The following is a 17,692-nucleotide window of genomic DNA, read 5'->3' as shown; positions in this document are numbered from 1 at the left end:
CGCTGTCCGCATCCCTTGCTCACACCGCAACGAAGCACTGGCGCAGAAGGTGAAAAGAATCAGGTCAATTCAAAAATGCATTCCGTGATGCATCGCTGCGCGATGCATCACGGTGGGGAAAGCGTTTGACTTTTGGGGAAAGCCCTTGTTGTTGGTGTTCAGGGCGCGGCACGAGCCGCGAAGCGGCAAGTGTCGTCGCCATGGAATGAAGGTTAGACCTCTGCATACCATGCCTCCGAGCGAAAGGTTGCAGGAATATCTTGCACCCAGGGGTCGTCGAATCCGAGCCGCTCCAATTCATCGAACCACTTGTCGCGAAGCGATCCGGGCAGCTTGAAACCACACCAGGGGCAGAAGTCAATTTGGACGAAGGAAGTGCCGCCGTCTTGTACGCGCAAGCCGTATTCCCTGAAACGGGATTCGAACACTACGAGCGCGTCCGGACACTCGCCGGGCTCATGCTGATCGCAGGGCGGCGCAATGTGCGCGCGCATCGAATCGCAACAATGCTTGCTCATGGGAGGTCTAACGAGGCTGTGCAAAAACCCCAATTCCAGCCACCGGCTGGCGCTGGGTTGCGGTGATGGTGGTGATCATGGCTTGGCCTCTTCCTGATGTCGTCTGCGGTTGATCGGCTCGCTCAATCGGGCTTCTGATCGGGCCTGCAGCGCTCATTCTGGCACCGAACAAGGCCCACTCCTGCCCGCTATTTCCTCAGCCCGCACCCGGCCAGTTTCTCGATGTTGTGCACCAGTCAATACAGCCGCTACTGCGTGCCCACCTTGTGCTGCCCGCGCAGCGTGAACCGGTTCAGCCGCCTGTTGTGCCGGATGTTGCTAAACACAGGCTCCACCGTGCCGATGCGCTGGCTGTAACGCTGCCGTCCCTCGGGGCTGTCGATGCGCTGCTTCATCGCCTCAAGCACAGCATTCGCGCTGGCCTGACCCTTGGCAAAGATCGCCACCTGCCGCACCGCTGTGCGCTGTGGGTGGCGCAGGCACAGGTGGCCTTGCACTTGTCGCCCGGCTGAATGACGGTTTTGGTGCTTTCATCTGGATGGCTGTCGGCCGCTGGCTACCCCCTGCCTGAAGGCGTCAAATACATCGACACCCAACGGTCTTTTGATCGATAGCCGCATCCATTCAAATCACTCCTGATTTCATAGCTGCCAGCGCAATATAGACGGGCGTTACAGCCTGATTTTTCTTGAAATTCAGGTCCACTCCATCACAGCAGGTGCCGCGGCGGCGGCCCCCGCCGCCTGCTTGCCCGGCACGGTGACCGACGCCACCACCCTGGTGCCCCGCGCCTGCGGGGCAGAGGGTGGCTTTGGCTACCTCGCTACCGTTGAGCAGGTTGAACCTTCAAACGCTTTCAATTTGATAGCAGCTCACGCTTGATCCATAAGCGCCAGAGGCCAATTTGGCCAAAAACTCACGCCATCTGCGCAATCGCCCGCCGAAAGCGCCGCAGTGACAGGGCAAACAGCACGCTGCCGATGAGCGCCAGCGCCAGCAGCGAGGGCCAGACCACGGCCAGGCCTGCGCCGCGGTAGAGGATGGCCTGGCTCAGTTCGGTGAAGTGGGTGGTGGGGGCCAGGGACATGGCCCATTGCACCCAGGTGGGCATGCTCTCGCGCGGGGTCATGCCGCCCGAGAGCATTTCCAGCGGCATCATCACCAGCATGACCAGCAGGCCGAACTGCGGCATGTTGCGCGCCAGGGTGGCCATGAAGATGCCCATGGACGTGGTGGCAAACAGGTGCAGCGCGGCGCCGCCAAAGAACAGCCAGAGCGAGCCGTCCACCGGCACCCGCAGCGCGCCCAGGATGATGCCGCGCATGGACAGCACTGCCGCCAGCAACACCACCAGGCCCATGGCGCCGACCTTGGCGAGCATGATTTCGGTGGGTGTGACGGGCATGACCAGCAGGTGCTCGACGGTGCCGTGCTCGCGCTCGCGGATGAGCGCGGCGCCGGTCAGGATGATGGAGACCATGGTGATCTGGCCCACCAGCTCCATGAGCGAGCCGAACCACACGTTGGACAGCGTGGGGTTGAAGCGCATGCGCGGTACCAGTTCCACCGGCGGGGCCTGCACGGCGCGGTGGCGTTGGGCGAACTCGGCCACCTCGCCCGCCACGATCTGCTGCACCAGGCCGCTGCCGGCAAAGGCCTGGCTCATGCGCGTGGCGTCCACGTTGAGCTGCAGCGTGGGCTGGCGCCCGGCGAGCACGTCGCGCTGCAGGCCTGGCGGGATGACCAGCACCAGGGTGTAGTGCCCGGCGTCGAGCAGCGCGTCCACCTCGGCGTGGGTGATGCGCACGGGCGGCAAAAAGGCCGGGGGGTAGAAGGCGCCGGTGATGCGCGCCGAGAGCGCGGAGTCGTCCTCGTCCACGATGGCGATGGGGGTCTGGCTGAGCGTTTCGGGCATGGCCGTGCCCGAGGTGTACACCGCCACCGTGAAGGTGTAGAGGATGAGGAACAGCATGACCGGGTCGCGCCACAGGCTCCACAGCTCCTTGACCCCCAGGCGCCGGATGTTGGCCAGGTGCATGCGCAGGCGGTGCAACCCCATGGTCAAGAACATGTTCTAACGCTCCTGTTTGCGCAGCAGCGCAATGGCCAGGCCCAGGATGACCACGGGCGCCAGCAGCAGCGGCCCGAACGAGGCGCCGAGGTCGGCAAAGCCCAGCGCCTTGTTGAACACGCCGCGGCTGATGGTGAACATGTGGCTGGCGGGGTAGATTTCGCCAATCCAGCGCCCTGCCCCTTCGAGCGATGACACGGGGTTGATGAGCCCGCCGAACTGGATGGCCGGCAGCATGGTGCCGATCATGGTGAAGAACATGGCCGCAAGCTGGCTGCGCACCAGGGCCGAGGCCATGAGCCCCAGGCCCGTGGCGCTGAGCGAGAACAGCACCATGGCCACGGTGAGTGCGGCCAGGCTGCCGGTGAGCGGCACGTCGAACACGGTGACGGCCAGCAGCACCATCATGGCGAAGTTGAGCAGCGACAACAGCAGGTAGGGCAACTGCTTGCCCAGCATGAATTCGGTGCGCGTGGTGGGCGTGACGTAGAAGTTGAAGATGGAGCCCAGCTCCTTCTCGCGCACCACGGCCAGCGCCGTGAGCATGGCCGGCAGCATGAGCAGCAGCATGGGAATGACGGCGGGCACCATGGCCGGCAGGCTCTTGATGTCGGGGTTGTAGCGAAAGCGCGTTTCCACGTTGATCAGGCCTGCGGGCGCGGCGCCGGTGGCCTCGGTGATCTTCTGCACCAGCCAGTACTGGTGCATGCCCTGCACGTAGCCCGCCACGGTTTCGGCGCGCTGGGGCATGGCGCCGTCGATGAAGGCGCCGATCTCGGCACGCTCGCCGCGCTGCACGCTGCGCGCAAAGCCGGGCGGGATTTCCAGCGCCAGCGTGATGTCGCCACTGCGCAGGCGCCGATCCATGTCGGCGTCATCGCGCAGCGGGGGCTGCTCCTGAAAGTAGCGCGAGCCCGCCAGTTGCAGCGCGTAGTCGCGGCTCAGGCTGGTCTGGTCGTGGTCGAGCACGGCAAAGCGCAGGTCTTCCACGTCCATGCTGATGCCGTAGCCCATCACAAACATCAGCAGCAGCGAGCCCAGCAGCGCCAGCGCGCCGCGCACGGGGTCGCGCTGCAGCTCCAGCGCCTCGCGCCAGGCGTAGCTGTACAGGCGCCGCAGGCTGCGGCGCCAGCGGCCATCGCGCGGGGGCTTTGGTACAGGCGCAGGGGTGTCGGCACCGGGGTCGGCGGCGGGCTGCGCGGGCGTGGCCGATGCCACCGCGCCACCGGCCTGCACCAGGCAGTCGATGAAGGCCTGCTCCAGCGTGGCCGCGCCGTGGGCCTGCACGATGGCCTGCGGTGTGTCGCTGGCCAGCACCTTGCCCGCGTGCATGAGCGAGATGCGGTCGCAGCGCTCGGCCTCGTTCATGAAGTGGGTGGAGATGAAGATGGTCACTCCGTCGCGGCGCGAGAGCTCGATCATCAGGCGCCAGAAGCTGTCGCGCGCGATCGGGTCCACGCCCGAGGTGGGCTCGTCCAGGATCAGCAGCTCGGGCTGGTGCACCATGGCCACGGCCAGCGACAGGCGCTGGCGCATGCCCAGCGGCAGCTTGTCGGGCAGCGCGTCCATCACGTCCTGCAGGCCAAAGCGCTGCGCCATGTGCGCCACGCGCTCGGGCACCTGGGCCTCGGGCACGTGGAACAGGCGTGCGTGCAGCACCAGGTTCTGGCGCACGCTCAGCTCGGTGTAGAGCGAGAAGCCTTGCGACATGTAGCCCACGCGTTTGCGCGTGTCCATGTCGCGCGGGTCCACGGCGTGGCCGAACAGCAGCGCCTGGCCTGCGCTGGCGGGCAGCAGGCCGGTGAGCATCTTCATGGTGGTGGTCTTGCCGCAGCCGTTGGAGCCGAGGAAGCCAAAGATCTCACCGCGCCGGATGCGCAGGCTCACGCTATCGACGGCGGTGAAGTCGCCAAAGCGCATGGTCAGGCCGTGCGCCTCGATGGCCACGGCGTGCTCGGCACCTTCGGGCAGCGGCTGGTGCTGCACGGGCTGGTGGCCGCGGCGCCGCTCCTCGGGCAGCAGGGCGATGAAGGCGGCCTCCAGATCCTGGGCCCCGGTGCGCTGCAGCAGCGCGGCAGGCGTGCCTTCGGCCAGCACGCGCCCGCCGTCCATGGCCACCAGCCAATCAAAGCGTTGGGCTTCGTCCATGTAGGCGGTGGCCACCACCACGCTCATGCCGGGGCGTTGGCTGCGGATGCGGGCGATCAGCTCCCAGAACTGGGCGCGCGCCAGCGGGTCCACGCCTGTTGTCGGCTCGTCGAGGATGAGCAGGTCGGGGTCGTGGATGAGCGCGCAGCACAGGCCGAGCTTTTGCTTCATGCCGCCCGAGAGCTTGCCTGCAGGCCGTGCCAGGAAGGGGTGCAGCCCGGTGGCGCGGGTGAGCGCATCGATGCGCGTGCGCCGCTCGGCCGCGCCGTGGCCGAAAAGGCGGGCAAAGAACTGCAGGTTTTCTTCGACCGAGAGCGTGGGGTACAGGTTCTTGCCCAGGCCCTGGGGCATGTAGGCAATGCGCGGGCACACGGCCCGGCGGTGCGCGGCACGCGCCATGTCGCCGTCCAGCACCTGCAGGCTGCCCACCTGCACGGCGCGCGCGCCGGACAGCAGCGCCAGCAGGCTGGATTTGCCCACGCCGTCGGGCCCGATCACGCCCACCATGCACCCGGCGGGCAGGTCGAGGCCGATACCCTCCAACGCGCTGACCGCGCCATAGCGCAGACCCACGCCGCGCAGTTGGGCGACATGTCTGGCGGGTGGCGGCTGTGTGCTCACGGCTGGCGCGGCAGGGCCAGGCGTTCAGGCCAGGGGGCCTGCGGGTCGATGCGCACCCAGGCCACGCCGGGCAGGCCGGTCTTGACCTGCTCGATGTGGCGCTGCAGCAGTTCGCGGTCGATCTGCGCGCGCACGCGGAACATGAGCTTCTGGCGTTCGCTGGCGGTTTCCACCGTCTTGGGCGTGAACTGCGCGGTGCTGGCCACAAACGACACGCGCGCCGGGATGACGTACTGCGGCGCGGCGTCGAGCACGATGCGCACCTCGCTGCCCAGCGCCACACGGCCCGCCACGGTTTCGGGCAGAAAGAAGGTCATGTACACGTCGGCCAGGTCGATGAGCTGCAGCACGCGCCCACCGGGCGCCACGATTTCGCCGGGGTGGGCAATGAGGAACTGCACGCGCCCGGCGCGCGGGGCCTTGAGCTCGCTGTCGGCCAGCTCCACGGCAATGCGCTGCACCGTGGCTTCCATGGCCTGCACGTTGGCCTGCGCGGCAGGCACCTGGGTGCGCGCTGCGGCCACGCCCGCCTCGGCGGCACGGGCTTGGGCGTGGGCGGCGGCCAGCGCGGCCTCCAGGTTGCGCAGCTTGGCATGTTCGTCCTCCAGCACCTGGTCGGACAAAAAGCCGTCGCGCGCCAGTTGTTCGGTGCGCGGCAGGCGGCGGCGGGCGGACTGCAGGTCGGTTTCGCGCTGCACCACCTGCGCCAGCGCGGCCTGGTGGTTGCCCTGGGCCTGCGCCACCTGTACCTGGGCGGTGGCCACGGCCTGGTGGGCCTGCTGCAGGCGGGCGCGGGCCTCGTCGTGCTGGGCCTGCAGGCCTTCGACCTGCAGGCGCGCCAGCACCTGCCCGGCCTGCACGAAGTCGCCCTCGCGCACGCGCACCTCCTGCAGGCGCCCGGCGAGCTTGCCCGCCACGGCGATTTCGGTCGCCTCGATGCGGCCATTGCCGCTGACAAAGCCCGTAGGCGGGCCGTTGGAGCGCCAGGGCGCCCACAGTGTCAGCACCAGCGCAGCGCCAGCCACCACGGCAGCGGTGCTGGCCCAGGTTTTCCATTGGATGGCCATGGAGCGGGAGTCCCTTCGGCTTGGAGGTACGGGTATCCACCCATTGTGCCCGCCCCTGGAAGCGCGCCGGTGACACGCCTGGCCCCACCCATGCACTGCACCCCAGCCTACGCCTCGGTTCAGCAGCAGTTTGCTATATTTTTAATAGCTACCAGCGCTTTATTTACGGGCGCTGGAGGCCTTTTTTGCTGTATTTTTTGAGGCACCCGGCAGATGGGCCCAGCGCGCGTCGATGCCGGTCAGCAGCACGTCCAGCAGGATGTTCAGGTGCTCGTCCAGCGGCAGGCGCTGGAACCAGGGGTCTTGGTCGATGGTCAGGCGCAGGGCCACCAGGCCGTGCACGCCTTCCCAGATGATTTGCGCCACGGTCTGGATTTCCTGCATGGGCACATCAAGGCCGCGTTCGCTGGCCATGGCCTGCACCAGGCCGCACAGCAGCGCGTAGGCGTCTTCGGAAAGGTTGCCGTATTCGATGCCTGCGTTCTCGATGGTGGTGAGCGGGCGCTGCTCCATGAACAGCAGCCGGTACTGCAGCGGGTGCGTCAGGCCGTGCTTGGCATAGGCCAGGGCCACGCGGCGCACACGCTCTGTGGCGCTGCCGCTGTCGCCAGCGGCCTCCAGCAGCAGGCGCGACAACTCGGTGAAGTCGCGTTTGAGCGCGTGGGAGATCAGCGTGGCCTTGTCGGGAAACAGCGAATAGACCATGGTGGTCGATGCGCCAATGGCATCGGCCACGGAGCGCATGGTCACGGCCTGCACCCCACCCTTGCGGATGAGGGTGCGCACAGCCGACAGCATAGCGCTGCGGCGGCGCTGCAGTTCACGGTCGCGCAACTGGGTGCTGCGCGGGCGGGGCTCACTGGCCCCGTCCTGGGGCTTGGGTGTACGGGCGGTCAAAGGGGCGTCTCCGGTAGGGCGTGTCTGGGCACGCTCACCGGGTAAGCATACAGCGTCCAACGCCCCGTGGCCCCCCGTGCCTCCCCCAGGTTCAGGCCGGTGCCGTGCTGCGGATCAGGTGGTCGAAGGCGCTCAGCGCGGCCGTGGCGCCCGCCCCCGCGGCAATGATGATCTGCTTGTAAGGCACCGTGGTGCAGTCGCCGGCGGCAAACACGCCGGGCACGCTGGTGTGGCCCTTGGCGTCCACCACGATCTCGCCGAACTTCGACAGCTCCACCGTGCCCTTGAGCCAGTCGGTGTTGGGCAGCAGGCCGATCTGCACGAAGATGCCTTCGAGCGGGATCTGCTTCACCTCGCCGCCCACGCGGTCCTTGTAGGTGATGCCGGTGACCTTGTGGCCGTCGCCGTTCACTTCGGTGGTCTGGGCGTTGACGATCACCTCCACGTTCGGCAGGCTCTTGAGCTTGCGCTGCAGCACGGCGTCGGCCTTCAATTCAGGCGCGAATTCGAGCACGGTGACATGCGCCACCACGCCCGCCAGGTCGATGGCGGCCTCGATGCCGGAGTTGCCGCCGCCGATCACCGCCACGCGCTTGCCCTTGAACAGCGGGCCGTCGCAGTGCGGGCAGTAGGTCACGCCCTTGGTGCGGTACTGCTCCTCGCCGGGCACGTTCATGTTGCGCCAGCGCGCGCCGGTGGACAGGATCACGGTCTTGCCGCGCAGGGTGGCGCCGCTTTCCAGCTCGACCTCGATCAGGCCGCCCTCGGTGGCAGCGGGCTTGAGTGCCTTGGCACGCTGCAGGTTCATGATGTCCACCTCGTAGTCGCGCACATGGCGCTCCAGCGCGGCGGCGAACTGCGGGCCTTCGGTCTTGCTGATGGAGATGTAGTTCTCGATGTCCACGGTGTCGAGCACCTGGCCGCCGAAGCGCTCGGCCGCCACGCCGGTGCGGATGCCCTTGCGCGCCGCGTACACGGCGGCAGCGGCGCCCGCGGGGCCACCGCCGACGATGAGCACATCGAACGCGTCCTTGGCGTTGAGCTTGGCAGCGTCCTTGGCGGCGGCGCCCTTGTCGATCTTGCCGACGATCTCGGCCAGCTCCATGCGGCCCTGGGCGAAGCGCTCGCCGTTGAGGAACACGGTGGGCACGCCCATGATTTCGCGCGCCTCGATCTCGCCCTGGAACAGGCCGCCGTCGATGGCGGTGTGGGTGATGCGCGGGTTGAGCGCACTCATGAGGTTGAGCGCCTGCACCACGTCGGGGCAGTTGTGGCAGCTCAGGGAGTAATAGGTCTCGAAGTGGAAGTCGCCGTCCAGCGCGCGGATCTGCTCCAGCAGGTCGGCCGCCTCCTTGGAGGGGTGGCCGCCCACATGCAACAGCGCCAGCACGAGGGAGGTGAATTCATGGCCCAGGGGCACGCCGGCGAAGCGCACGCCGCTGTCCACGCCGGGGTTGGTGATGAGGAACGAGGGCTTGCGCACGTCCAGGTCGTTCTTTTCGACCACGGTGATCTTGTCCGACTGGGCGCGGATGTCGTCCAGCAGCTCGCGCAGCTCGTTCGACGTGGCGCTGCCGTCCAGCGTGGCCACCAGTTCCACCGGGCGCTGCAGGCGCTCCAGGTAGGCTTTCAACTGGGCTTTGAGGTTGTCGTCGAGCATGGCAAAACTCCTGAAATGTCGATGTATGGGCGTAAAAAAGCCCGGGCGCCAGGCACCCGGGCGTCGTGGTCAGTGCGACTGACGGGGTGGCGATGCCTTAGATCTTGCCGACCAGGTCGAGCGAGGGGGCGATGGTCTTGGCACCTTCGTTCCACTTGGCGGGGCAGACTTCGCCAGGATGCGCTGCCGTGTACTGGGCTGCCTTGAGCTTGCGCAGGGTTTCCTTCACATCACGGGCGATTTCGTTGGAATGCACTTCCATGGTCTTGATCACGCCATCGGGGTTGATGATGAAGGTACCGCGCAGTGCCAGGCCTTCTTCAGCGATATGCACGTCAAAGGCGTTGGTCAGCTGGTGCGTGGGGTCGCCCACCAGGGGGAATTGGGCCTTGCCCACGGCGGGGGAGGTTTCGTGCCACACCTTGTGCGAGAAGTGGGTGTCGGTCGTGACGATGTACACCTCGGTGCCAGCCTTCTGGAACTCGGCGTAGTGTTCGGCGGCGTCTTCCACTTCGGTGGGGCAGTTGAAGGTGAAGGCGGCGGGCATGAAGATCACCACGGACCACTTGCCCTTGAAGGACTGTTCCGTCACCTCGATGAACTTGCCGTTGTGGAAAGCCTGGGTCTTGAAGGGCTGGACTTGGGTGTTGATCAGGGACATGGTTGCTTCCTTTGTAGAGAGGTTAGAACTGAACACAGGACGAAGTATGGCGCCACAGGCTGCATTTGACCAATCGATTGATTCGATTGTTTTGATGGTTTTTAACTATTTACAGCGACTCCGTGCGATCGATTGCCGCGCCCTACATGCAGCCCACGCAAAAATGGCATACGCTGCGTGTTTTTCAAGCCCCCTCAGCACCACAGGAGCCCACCATGAAAGGCGACCCCCAAGTCATTGCCCACCTGCAGGCCCAGCTCAAGAACGAGCTGACCGCCATCAACCAGTACTTCATGCACTACCGCATCCTGGAGCACTGGGGTTTTGGCAAGCTGGCCAAGAAGGAGCATGACGAATCCATCGGCGAAATGAAGCACGCCGACTGGCTGATGACCCGCATCCTGCAGCTCGACGGCCTGCCCAACCTGCAGGACCTGGGCAAGCTGCAGATCGGCGAAGACGTGCCCGAGATTCTGGCCTGCGACCTGCGTGCCGAACAAGGCGCCCAGGCCACCGTCAAGGCGGGCATGGCGCACTGCGAGGCAGTGCAGGACTATGTCTCACGCGACCTGCTGCAGCGCATCCTGAACGACACCGAAGCCCACATCGACTACCTGGAAACCCAGATCGACCTGATCGGCCGCGTGGGCGTGCAGAACTATCTGCAATCGCAAATGGGTGAGCAGGACTGAACCCTTTCTGCACCCTCTCAAGAAACGGGCTTCGGCCCGTTTTTTGTTGCGCGCGCGCCGCAGGTTTTTACCTCTTGTTTACACAAATGCGAATTTGTATCAATCGCAAGCGATAATGCACTGATATCGCCAGCCCGCAGCGCCCGGCCCACAGCGCCACTGCAGCCAGCCACTGTTGTGCAACCTGTCCGGAGCTTTGCCGATGCCGCGCCTGTCTTCGCGCCGCGCATGCCATGCTGGCCTGGGCCGCTCGCCCGCTAGGGCCGGGGCCTGGTCATGCGCGTGACCCACCCCCTTTGGCGCTACCGCCTGAATGTGGCTTCGCGCACCCTTGCCGCCACGGCGGGCGGATATGCCCTGGCGGCCGCCGTAGCAGCGGCACTGTCGTTGGTGCTGGCGCCTGCTCTGACGCGGGTCGATGCCGTGCTCACCGCCACCATGCTGGCCTGGTTTGTCTATGCAGGCGCTGCAGGCTGGGCCTTTTACGCGCGCAGCGCCTGGACGGCCTGGGCTGGCACCTTGCTGCCCGCGCTGGCCCTGGGCGCCCTGACCCTGGCGCTGCGCAACCCGGGAGCGGCGCCATGAGCCACCCCGCCGCCGCCGAGCGCGTAAGTCTGCGCCAGGCCATGGCCTGGCTGCACACCTGGTCAGGACTGGTGCTCGGCTGGTTGATGTTTGCCATCTTCCTGACCGGCAGCCTGAGCTTCTACCGCCAGGAAATCAGCCTGTGGATGCGCCCCGAACTGCTGGCTGGCTACAGCCCTGGCCAGCCGCCCTCTGCCCAGGCCCTGCAGGCAGCGCAGCGCACCGCAGCGCAGGCCGCGCAATGGAGCCTGCGCCTGCCCGACGAACGCGACCCCACGCTCACGCTTCAATGGCGCCCCAGTGGCGAACAGCAGCGTCCGCAAACCTTGCGCCTGCACCCGCAGACGGGCGAGGTGTTCACCCCGCGCGAGACCATGGGCGGCGACTTCTTCTACCGCTTCCACTTCGAACTGCGCACCGCCCAAAACGGCCGCTGGGTACTACAAGGGCGCTGGGTGGTGGGCGTGGCCACGCTGCTGATGTTCATTGCGCTGCTGTCGGGCATCGTCACGCACCGGCGCATCTTCAAGGACTTCTTCACCTTGCGCCCCGGCAAGAACGCCCAGCGCGCCTGGCTGGACGCGCACAACCTCAGCGGCGTGCTGGTGCTGCCCTTTTACTTGATGATCACTTTCAGCGGGTTGATGATCTTCCACAGCCTGTACCTGCCTGCGGGCATCGCAGCCGCCTATCCCGGCCCCAGCGGCAACGACGCCGCCCATTACTTCGCGCAGTTGCGCGGTGAGCCCACCGACCTGCGCCTGCGCCCCGAGCGCGACACGCCCGCCCCGCCGCTGGGTGAACTGGACCTGGCGCATTGGCTGGCAGTATCCACGCAGCGCAGCACCCACCCCATTGCCCTGCTGCAAGCCTACCGCAACCCGCAAGGCCAGCCCATGGTGGAGGCTGTGGTGACCGACCACGCGCGCCTGCAGTACCGCCCCGAGCGCCTGGTGTGGGACGCGCGCAGCGGCACGCTGGCGCACCACCTGGACGCCGCAGGCCCTGCCGTGCGCACCTACGGCGTGCTGTACGGGCTGCACATGGCGCGCTTTGCCGGGCCGGGGCTGCGGGCCTTGCTGTTGCTATTGGGCCTGCTGGGCTGCCTGATGATTGCCACCGGCCTGGTGCTGTGGACCGTCAAGCGCAGCACGCGGGCGCAGGCTGGCGCGCGCCGGGGCACAGCATCCCCTGGCACCCCCACCTTCCGCCCCTGGGGCGAGCGCCTGGTGGCAGCCACGAACATGGCCGCGCTGGGCGGCCTGCCGCTGGCCTGCGCTGCCTATCTGGCGGCCAACCGGCTGCTGCCCACCCAGTGGCCCGACCGGCCCGACGCCGAGCTGGCCTGCTTTTTTGCCGCCTGGGGGCTGGCGCTGGCCTGGGCACTGGGCAGCAGACTGCTGCGCCCCCACCTCTGGGGCTGGCCGGTGCTGATGGGCCTGGCGGGTGCGCTGTGGGCAGCCTTGCCGCTGATCAGTGCCTTCACCACGCCAGCCCACCTGGGCCGCACGCTGGCCCAAGGCGCCTGGCCCTGGGCTCTGGCCGACCTGGCCTTTGCCTGCACCGGCCTGGCCCTGCTGGGCGTGGCCCGCAAGCTGCGCCCAGCACCCGCGGCCCAAAGCGCCCCCCGCCCCCAAGGCACCGACCTGCCCCCTGCGCCCAGCGCAGCACCTGGAGGCTGAATCCATGGTCGCTGCATTTCTGTGGTGCTTTGCGGGCTGGTGCGCACTGGCTCTGGGCATGGACCGCCACCACCTCGACGTGTTTGGCACTCACGCCAGCGCCCGGCACCTGGCCTGGCTGAGGGCCTGCGGCTGGTTGGTGCTGCTGCTGTCGCTGGTCCTGGCATTGCAGGCACCGGGTGGGAACGCGCCGCCAGAACCTGCCTCACTGCGCGCCACGGCATGGGCCGTGCTGTGTTCGCTGGCGGCCTTGGCCGTCGCGGCCTGCCTGACCTGGAGGCCGCGCCACGCACCCACCCTGGCCCCGCTGGCCCTTGCAGTGGGCTTGCTGCTGCACGCCAGTCGCTGAGCACCTGCAACCCCTTTTGCGCGCCGGCCGGTGCAGGCACCGGCTGGGCAACGCCATGCCATCCCGCATTTTTTAGAGAGGAAAAACCATGCGATCCCCTTATGTCATTGCCTTGAACCCGCTGGCCGCCGCACTGCTGGCAGCCTTTGGCAGCGCCTGTGCGCAGGCCCAGACCCCGCCGCAAACGCTGGGCGAAGTGACCGTGCAGTCCAGCGCGCAGCAAGACGGCTACTCCCCCGCCGCCAGCACCACCGCCACCAAGGGCAGCGCCCCGCTGCGCGACGTGCCGCAGGCCGTAAACGTGGTGCCTGGCCAGTTGCTGCGCGACCAGGGTGCCCGCTCCATGGAAGACGCCTTGCGCAACGTGCCCGGCGTGGCCATGAGCCATGGCGACGGCCAGCGCGACCAGGTGGTGATCCGGGGCTTCACGGCGATTGCCGACCAGTTTGTGGACGGCGTACGCGACGACGCGCTGTACTTCCGCGACCTGGCCGACATCGAGCGCATCGAGGTGCTCAAAGGCCCGGCCGCCGTGCTCTACGGGCGCGGTTCTTCGGGCGGGCTGATCAACCGCGTCACCAAGAAACCGCACTGGAACCGCAGCGGCGGCGAAGCCACACTCTCGCTGGGCAGCCACGATCTGCGCCGCGCCAGCGCCGACATGAACCTGGTGGTGAACGACAACGCAGCCCTGCGCCTGAACGCTGCCATCGAGGATTCGGGCAGCTACCGCGACCAGCAGTTCGTCAAGCGCCACCACCTGGCGCCGTCCCTGGCGCTCAAGCTCGCCACCGACACGCAGCTGCTGCTGCAGTACACCCACGCGGCCGACAAGCGGCTCACCGACTTTGGCATTCCCGCGCTCAACGGCCGCCCGGTGAATGTGCCTGCGGGCACGTACTACGGCTCGTCCAACGCTGCCCAGGACGACACCACCGCCAGCAGCAACCAGGCCTTCACCGCCACGCTGAGCCACCGCTTCAACGACGCCTGGTCGGTGCGCAACATCACGCGCTGGTACGACTACGAACTCGACCGTTACAACACCCTGCCGGGCGGAACCACCGACCCCGCCACACGCACCGTGGGGCGCACGCGCTCCTTCATCCTGCGCGACGAAAGCGGCCTGTTCAACCAGACCGACCTGACCTGGCGCAACCAGCTCGGCGGCCTGCGCCAGGAATGGCTCATGGGCATGGAACTGGGCCAGCAGAAGAAGCGCTCCGAATCGGTCTCGGGCGGCGCCGACCGGGTGCCCCTGTTCAGCCCTCAGGGTCGCCCTGCGCCCATCATTCCCGCTGCCAACTACAACGCCGACAGCGCCATTCCCAGCCACACCACGCAGGACACCGCAGCCCTCTACTGGCAGAACCAGATCACCCTGGCCCCACAGTGGAAGGCCTTGGTGGGCGCGCGCTACGACGTGTTCGACCAGGACACCCGCTTCGAGCGCAAGCTGGCCACGCTCGCACGGACCGACAAGAAGTTCAGCCCCCGCGCGGGCCTGGTGTGGCAGCCCAGTGAAGCCGTGTCGTACTACGTTTCGTACAGCAAGTCCTTCCAGCCGTCGGCGGAGTCGTTCGCGCTGAGCAGCAGCAACACCGACAACGCGCCGGAGATCACCGAGAACAAGGAAATCGGCGTCAAGCTGGATCTGCTGGACGGCCAGCTCAACCTCACGGGCGCGCTGTTCAACCTGGAACGCAGCAACATCAAGAACACCGACCCCAGCAACCCCGCCCGCCAGATCAACGTGGGCGTGCAGCGCACCAACGGCCTGGAGCTCACCCTCAATGGCCGCCTGCCGGGACGCTGGGATGTGAGCGCGGGCTACGCCTTCCTGGACGGACGCATGGTCAAGTCGCTGGCGCGCGTGACCTCCACGCAATTGCCCACGCAATCGGTGGCCGTGCAGGGCAAGGTGCCCGCCCTCACACCGCGCAACTCCGCCTTCCTGTGGGCCATGAAGGACCTGGGCAACGGCCTGCGCGTGGGCGGCGGCCTGCAGCATGTGGGTGCGCGCTTCACCTCGGTGAGCAACCTGGTCACGCTACCGGCCTACACCACGCTGGATGCCGCCCTGCAATACACGCTGGGCGCCTGGGGCCTGGACGTGAACCTCAGGAACCTCACCAACCGCAAGTACTACGTGTCCAGCCACGGCAGCCACGACAACCTGATCCTGCCGGGCTCGCCACGCGCGCTGCAGGTCACGCTGCGGCGCCAGTTCTGAGACACGTCAAACCACTCAGCAAGAATAATCATTCTTATTTACAATGCCGTGCTGAGAGCGCAAGCCAGGGTTTTGCACAGCACAACGCCACGCACCACCGCCAGCGCAGGCCTATCGATTCAACCCACGCGCTGCGGTGCGCCTGGTTGCGAAAGGCGCTGGTGCACCCAACCCTGCCTACTGCCGCGCAGCCTTGCCCAAGGCGCGCTCGCAGACGCACGGCGGCGCCTGCGCCCGCAAGCGGGTGGTACGGGCGCACCATGCCATGCTTTCATCTGCCGCTCTGCGCCGCTGGAGCTGGGCCCACAAGTGGTCCAGCCTGGTTTGCACCATGTTCATGCTGCTGCTGTGCCTTACCGGCCTGCCGCTGATCTTTCACCACGAAATCGGCCACCTGCTGGGCACCGAGGTGGAGGCCCCGACCATGCCGGGCGACACCCCGCGCGCAAACCTGGATTCCGTGCTGGCCAAGGCCCAGGCCCTGTACCCAGAACGGGTGGTGCAGTTTGTTTCGCAGGCCGACGACGACAAGGTCTGGTTCGTCACCCTCACCCCCACGCCAGAGCCGACCAACGACTTCAAGTCTGTGGCCGTGGATGCGCGCAGCACCGACATCCTCTCGCGCAGGCCGGTGAACGAAGGCTTCATGTACGTGATGTTTCGCCTGCACGTGGATCTGTTTGCCGACCTGCCGGGCAAGCTGTTCCTGGGCCTGATGGGTCTGCTGCTGTTGGTGGCCATCGTGACCGGCGTGGTGCTGTACGCGCCCTTCATGCGCCGCCTGGCCTTTGGTGAGGTTCGGCGCACGCAGTCTCCCCGGCTGCGCTGGCTGGATCTGCACAACATGCTGGGCATCATCACCCTGGTGTGGGCCCTGGTGGTGGGCGCCACGGGCATGGTCAACACCTGGGCCGATCTGCTCGTCAAGTACTGGCAGTACGACCGTCTCTCCAGCCTGCTGGCACCTTACCAAGGCCAGCCCACCGTGCCCGCAGGCGAACGCGCCCCCATGCAGCGTGTGCTGGAAGCGGCGCAGGCACAGGCGCCCGGCATGAAGTTCGGCTTCATCGCCACGCCCGGAACGGCGTTCTCCAGCCCACACCACTACACCGTGTTCCTGCGCGGCACCACGCCGCTGACCTCGCGCCTGCTACAGCCGGTGCTGGTGGACGCCCGCAGCGCCGCGGTCACCGCTACCCCCGCCTTGCCCTGGTACCTGACGGCGCTGCTGGTGTCCCAGCCGCTGCACTTTGGCGATTACGGCGGCATGCCGATGAAGATTCTGTGGGCACTGCTGGACGTTGCCACCATCGTGGTGCTGGGCAGCGGCCTTTACCTCTGGCTGCGCAAGGGCGCGGCGGCGGCGCGCAGCACCCCGGTGCCCAGCACCGCCCTGCCCGCCACGGAATCGCTGGAGGGCCACCCATGAAAGCCGCCGCTGCACACCGCGCGCACCGCACCTGGCCGGGCCCCATCGCCATGGGCCTGCTGACCTCGACCGGACTGGCCACCGCCCTGGTGTCCGACACCTGGGGCGACTTGTGGTCCTGGGTGGGGCTGGGCCTTCCAACGCTGGCCATGGCCTGGTTTGCCTGGCGGCCCAAGCCCTCTTCGCACCCACAGCCCTCAACACAGGAAAAACAAACCAAATAGGCTTCTAGCGCTTTATATATAAGCGCAAGCAGCTATTGTTTTTATAGCATTTCTTGATTTTTTAGCCCCCCAAAGGAAACACACCATGCATCTCACACCCCGCCGCACCCGCCTTGGCGTCACCCTGTTGGCCTTGTGCGCCAGCGCCGCGCACGCCCACCAAGTGTGGATTGAAAACACCGACGGCCAGGCCCGCCTGCGCTTTGGCGAATACCACATGAACCTGCGCGAGACCTCACCGGGTGCGCTGGACAAGTTCCTGGCCGCCCCCACGCTGGAGCAGCGCAGCAGCGCGGGCAGCACGCAGTTGCCCAGCACGCTGGGCAAGGACGCCTTTGTGGCCAGCGCGCAGGCCGACGCGCAGAGCCTGTTCGCCACAGCCGCCTACCCGGTGATCGACCGCAGCAAGCGCAACCTGCCCGCCCTGCTGTGGGTGCCCGCTGCACGCTGGGTGGCCCACGCCAGCCAGGCGGTCGAGCCCCGCCCCCAGGCGCTGGACCTAGTGCCCACGGGCAAACCCGGCGAGTTCAAGGCCTTGTTCAACGGCACGCCGCTGGCCAAGGTGGCAGTGGAGATGGTGGCGCCTTCGGGCTGGTCGCGCAGCCAGAACAGCGCCGAAGACGGCACCGTGACCTTTGCCCTGCCCTGGAAGGGCCAATATGTGGCCGAGGTCAAGCACACCGACAAATCGGCAGGCGAAGCACAGGGCAAGCCCTATGCCGAGGCGAGCTATGTGACCACGCTGAGCTTTGTGCAAAGGGACGGCCTGGACTCGCCAGCACTGCCCGAGCCGCCCACCAAGAGCCATTGATTGGCCCACTGCGCACCTCTTTCATTGCCTTGCCAACTTCTTCT

General features: G+C 66.9%; 16 protein-coding genes. 8 read left to right on the top strand and 8 right to left on the bottom strand.

The window, feature by feature from the left end; genetic code table 11:
* Positions 1–212: 212 nt before the first annotated feature.
* From MJ602_RS14130 to ahpC, 8 genes are all read right to left on the bottom strand, one after another.
* On the bottom strand, positions 213–518 hold the full coding sequence (locus MJ602_RS14130; protein WP_243021477.1) for a DUF6980 family protein: 306 nt from the start codon (positions 516–518) through the stop codon (positions 213–215).
* Positions 519–766: 248 nt separating this feature from the next.
* Positions 767–1,015: a transposase gene (locus tag MJ602_RS14125; RefSeq protein WP_243021476.1), complete on the bottom strand. Its 249-nt coding sequence runs from the start codon at positions 1,013–1,015 to the stop codon at positions 767–769.
* 419 nt (positions 1,016–1,434) lie between these two features.
* A complete protein-coding gene (locus tag MJ602_RS14120) occupies positions 1,435–2,589 on the bottom strand; it encodes an ABC transporter permease (protein WP_243021475.1) in 1,155 nt (384 codons plus the stop codon).
* Between the two features lie 3 nt (positions 2,590–2,592).
* Complete coding sequence (gene rbbA / locus MJ602_RS14115; protein WP_243021473.1) at positions 2,593–5,358, bottom strand: ribosome-associated ATPase/putative transporter RbbA; 2,766 nt, start codon at positions 5,356–5,358, stop codon at positions 2,593–2,595.
* Positions 5,355–6,425: an HlyD family secretion protein gene (locus tag MJ602_RS14110; RefSeq protein ID WP_243021471.1), complete on the bottom strand. Its 1,071-nt coding sequence runs from the start codon at positions 6,423–6,425 to the stop codon at positions 5,355–5,357. The genes rbbA and MJ602_RS14110 overlap by 4 nt, the downstream gene beginning before the upstream one ends.
* 159 nt (positions 6,426–6,584) lie before the next feature.
* On the bottom strand, positions 6,585–7,322 hold the full coding sequence (locus tag MJ602_RS14105; protein WP_243021469.1) for a TetR/AcrR family transcriptional regulator: 738 nt from the start codon (positions 7,320–7,322) through the stop codon (positions 6,585–6,587).
* Between the two features lie 91 nt (positions 7,323–7,413).
* Complete coding sequence (gene ahpF / locus MJ602_RS14100; protein WP_243021468.1) at positions 7,414–8,982, bottom strand: alkyl hydroperoxide reductase subunit F; 1,569 nt, start codon at positions 8,980–8,982, stop codon at positions 7,414–7,416.
* Between the two features lie 97 nt (positions 8,983–9,079).
* The gene (ahpC, locus tag MJ602_RS14095; protein WP_162015690.1) at positions 9,080–9,643 is read right to left on the bottom strand and encodes an alkyl hydroperoxide reductase subunit C; all 564 of its coding nucleotides are present in this window, start codon (positions 9,641–9,643) and stop codon (positions 9,080–9,082) included.
* 215 nt (positions 9,644–9,858) lie between these two features.
* On the opposite strand from ahpC, the gene bfr reads away from it, so the two are divergent.
* The 8 genes from bfr (at position 9,859) to MJ602_RS14055 (ending at position 17,648) form a co-directional block, all read left to right on the top strand.
* Positions 9,859–10,335: a bacterioferritin gene (gene bfr / locus MJ602_RS14090; protein WP_243021466.1), complete on the top strand. Its 477-nt coding sequence runs from the start codon at positions 9,859–9,861 to the stop codon at positions 10,333–10,335.
* Positions 10,336–10,611: 276 nt separating this feature from the next.
* Entirely contained in the window at positions 10,612–10,920 is a 309-nt protein-coding gene (locus tag MJ602_RS14085) for a DUF3649 domain-containing protein (protein WP_243021464.1), read from the top strand.
* A complete protein-coding gene (locus MJ602_RS14080) occupies positions 10,917–12,602 on the top strand; it encodes a PepSY-associated TM helix domain-containing protein (RefSeq protein ID WP_243021462.1) in 1,686 nt (561 codons plus the stop codon). The genes MJ602_RS14085 and MJ602_RS14080 overlap by 4 nt, the downstream gene beginning before the upstream one ends.
* 4 nt (positions 12,603–12,606) lie before the next feature.
* Positions 12,607–12,951 carry a DUF3325 domain-containing protein gene (locus MJ602_RS14075; protein WP_243021461.1) on the top strand — a complete coding sequence of 115 codons (345 nt, stop codon included), beginning with the start codon at positions 12,607–12,609 and terminating at the stop codon, positions 12,949–12,951.
* An 88-nt stretch (positions 12,952–13,039) separates the two neighbouring features.
* The gene (locus MJ602_RS14070; RefSeq protein ID WP_243021459.1) at positions 13,040–15,184 is read left to right on the top strand and encodes a TonB-dependent receptor; all 2,145 of its coding nucleotides are present in this window, start codon (positions 13,040–13,042) and stop codon (positions 15,182–15,184) included.
* Between the two features lie 265 nt (positions 15,185–15,449).
* The gene (locus MJ602_RS14065) at positions 15,450–16,613 is read left to right on the top strand and encodes a PepSY-associated TM helix domain-containing protein (protein WP_243021457.1); all 1,164 of its coding nucleotides are present in this window, start codon (positions 15,450–15,452) and stop codon (positions 16,611–16,613) included.
* On the top strand, positions 16,610–16,837 hold the full coding sequence (locus tag MJ602_RS14060) for a hypothetical protein (RefSeq protein WP_243021456.1): 228 nt from the start codon (positions 16,610–16,612) through the stop codon (positions 16,835–16,837). The genes MJ602_RS14065 and MJ602_RS14060 overlap by 4 nt, the downstream gene beginning before the upstream one ends.
* Before the next feature lie 85 nt (positions 16,838–16,922).
* Positions 16,923–17,648 (top strand): DUF4198 domain-containing protein, encoded by a 726-nt coding sequence (locus tag MJ602_RS14055; RefSeq protein WP_243021454.1) that lies wholly within the window; start codon positions 16,923–16,925, stop codon positions 17,646–17,648.
* Positions 17,649–17,692: the final 44 nt, after the last annotated feature.

The organism is Simplicispira sedimenti, assembly GCF_022760965.1.
In the GTDB taxonomy this organism is placed as follows: Bacteria; Pseudomonadota; Gammaproteobacteria; order Burkholderiales; family Burkholderiaceae_C; genus Simplicispira; species Simplicispira sedimenti.
Note: the sequence above shows the minus strand (reverse complement) of the source record. Positions and strands in the feature narration are given on the sequence as shown.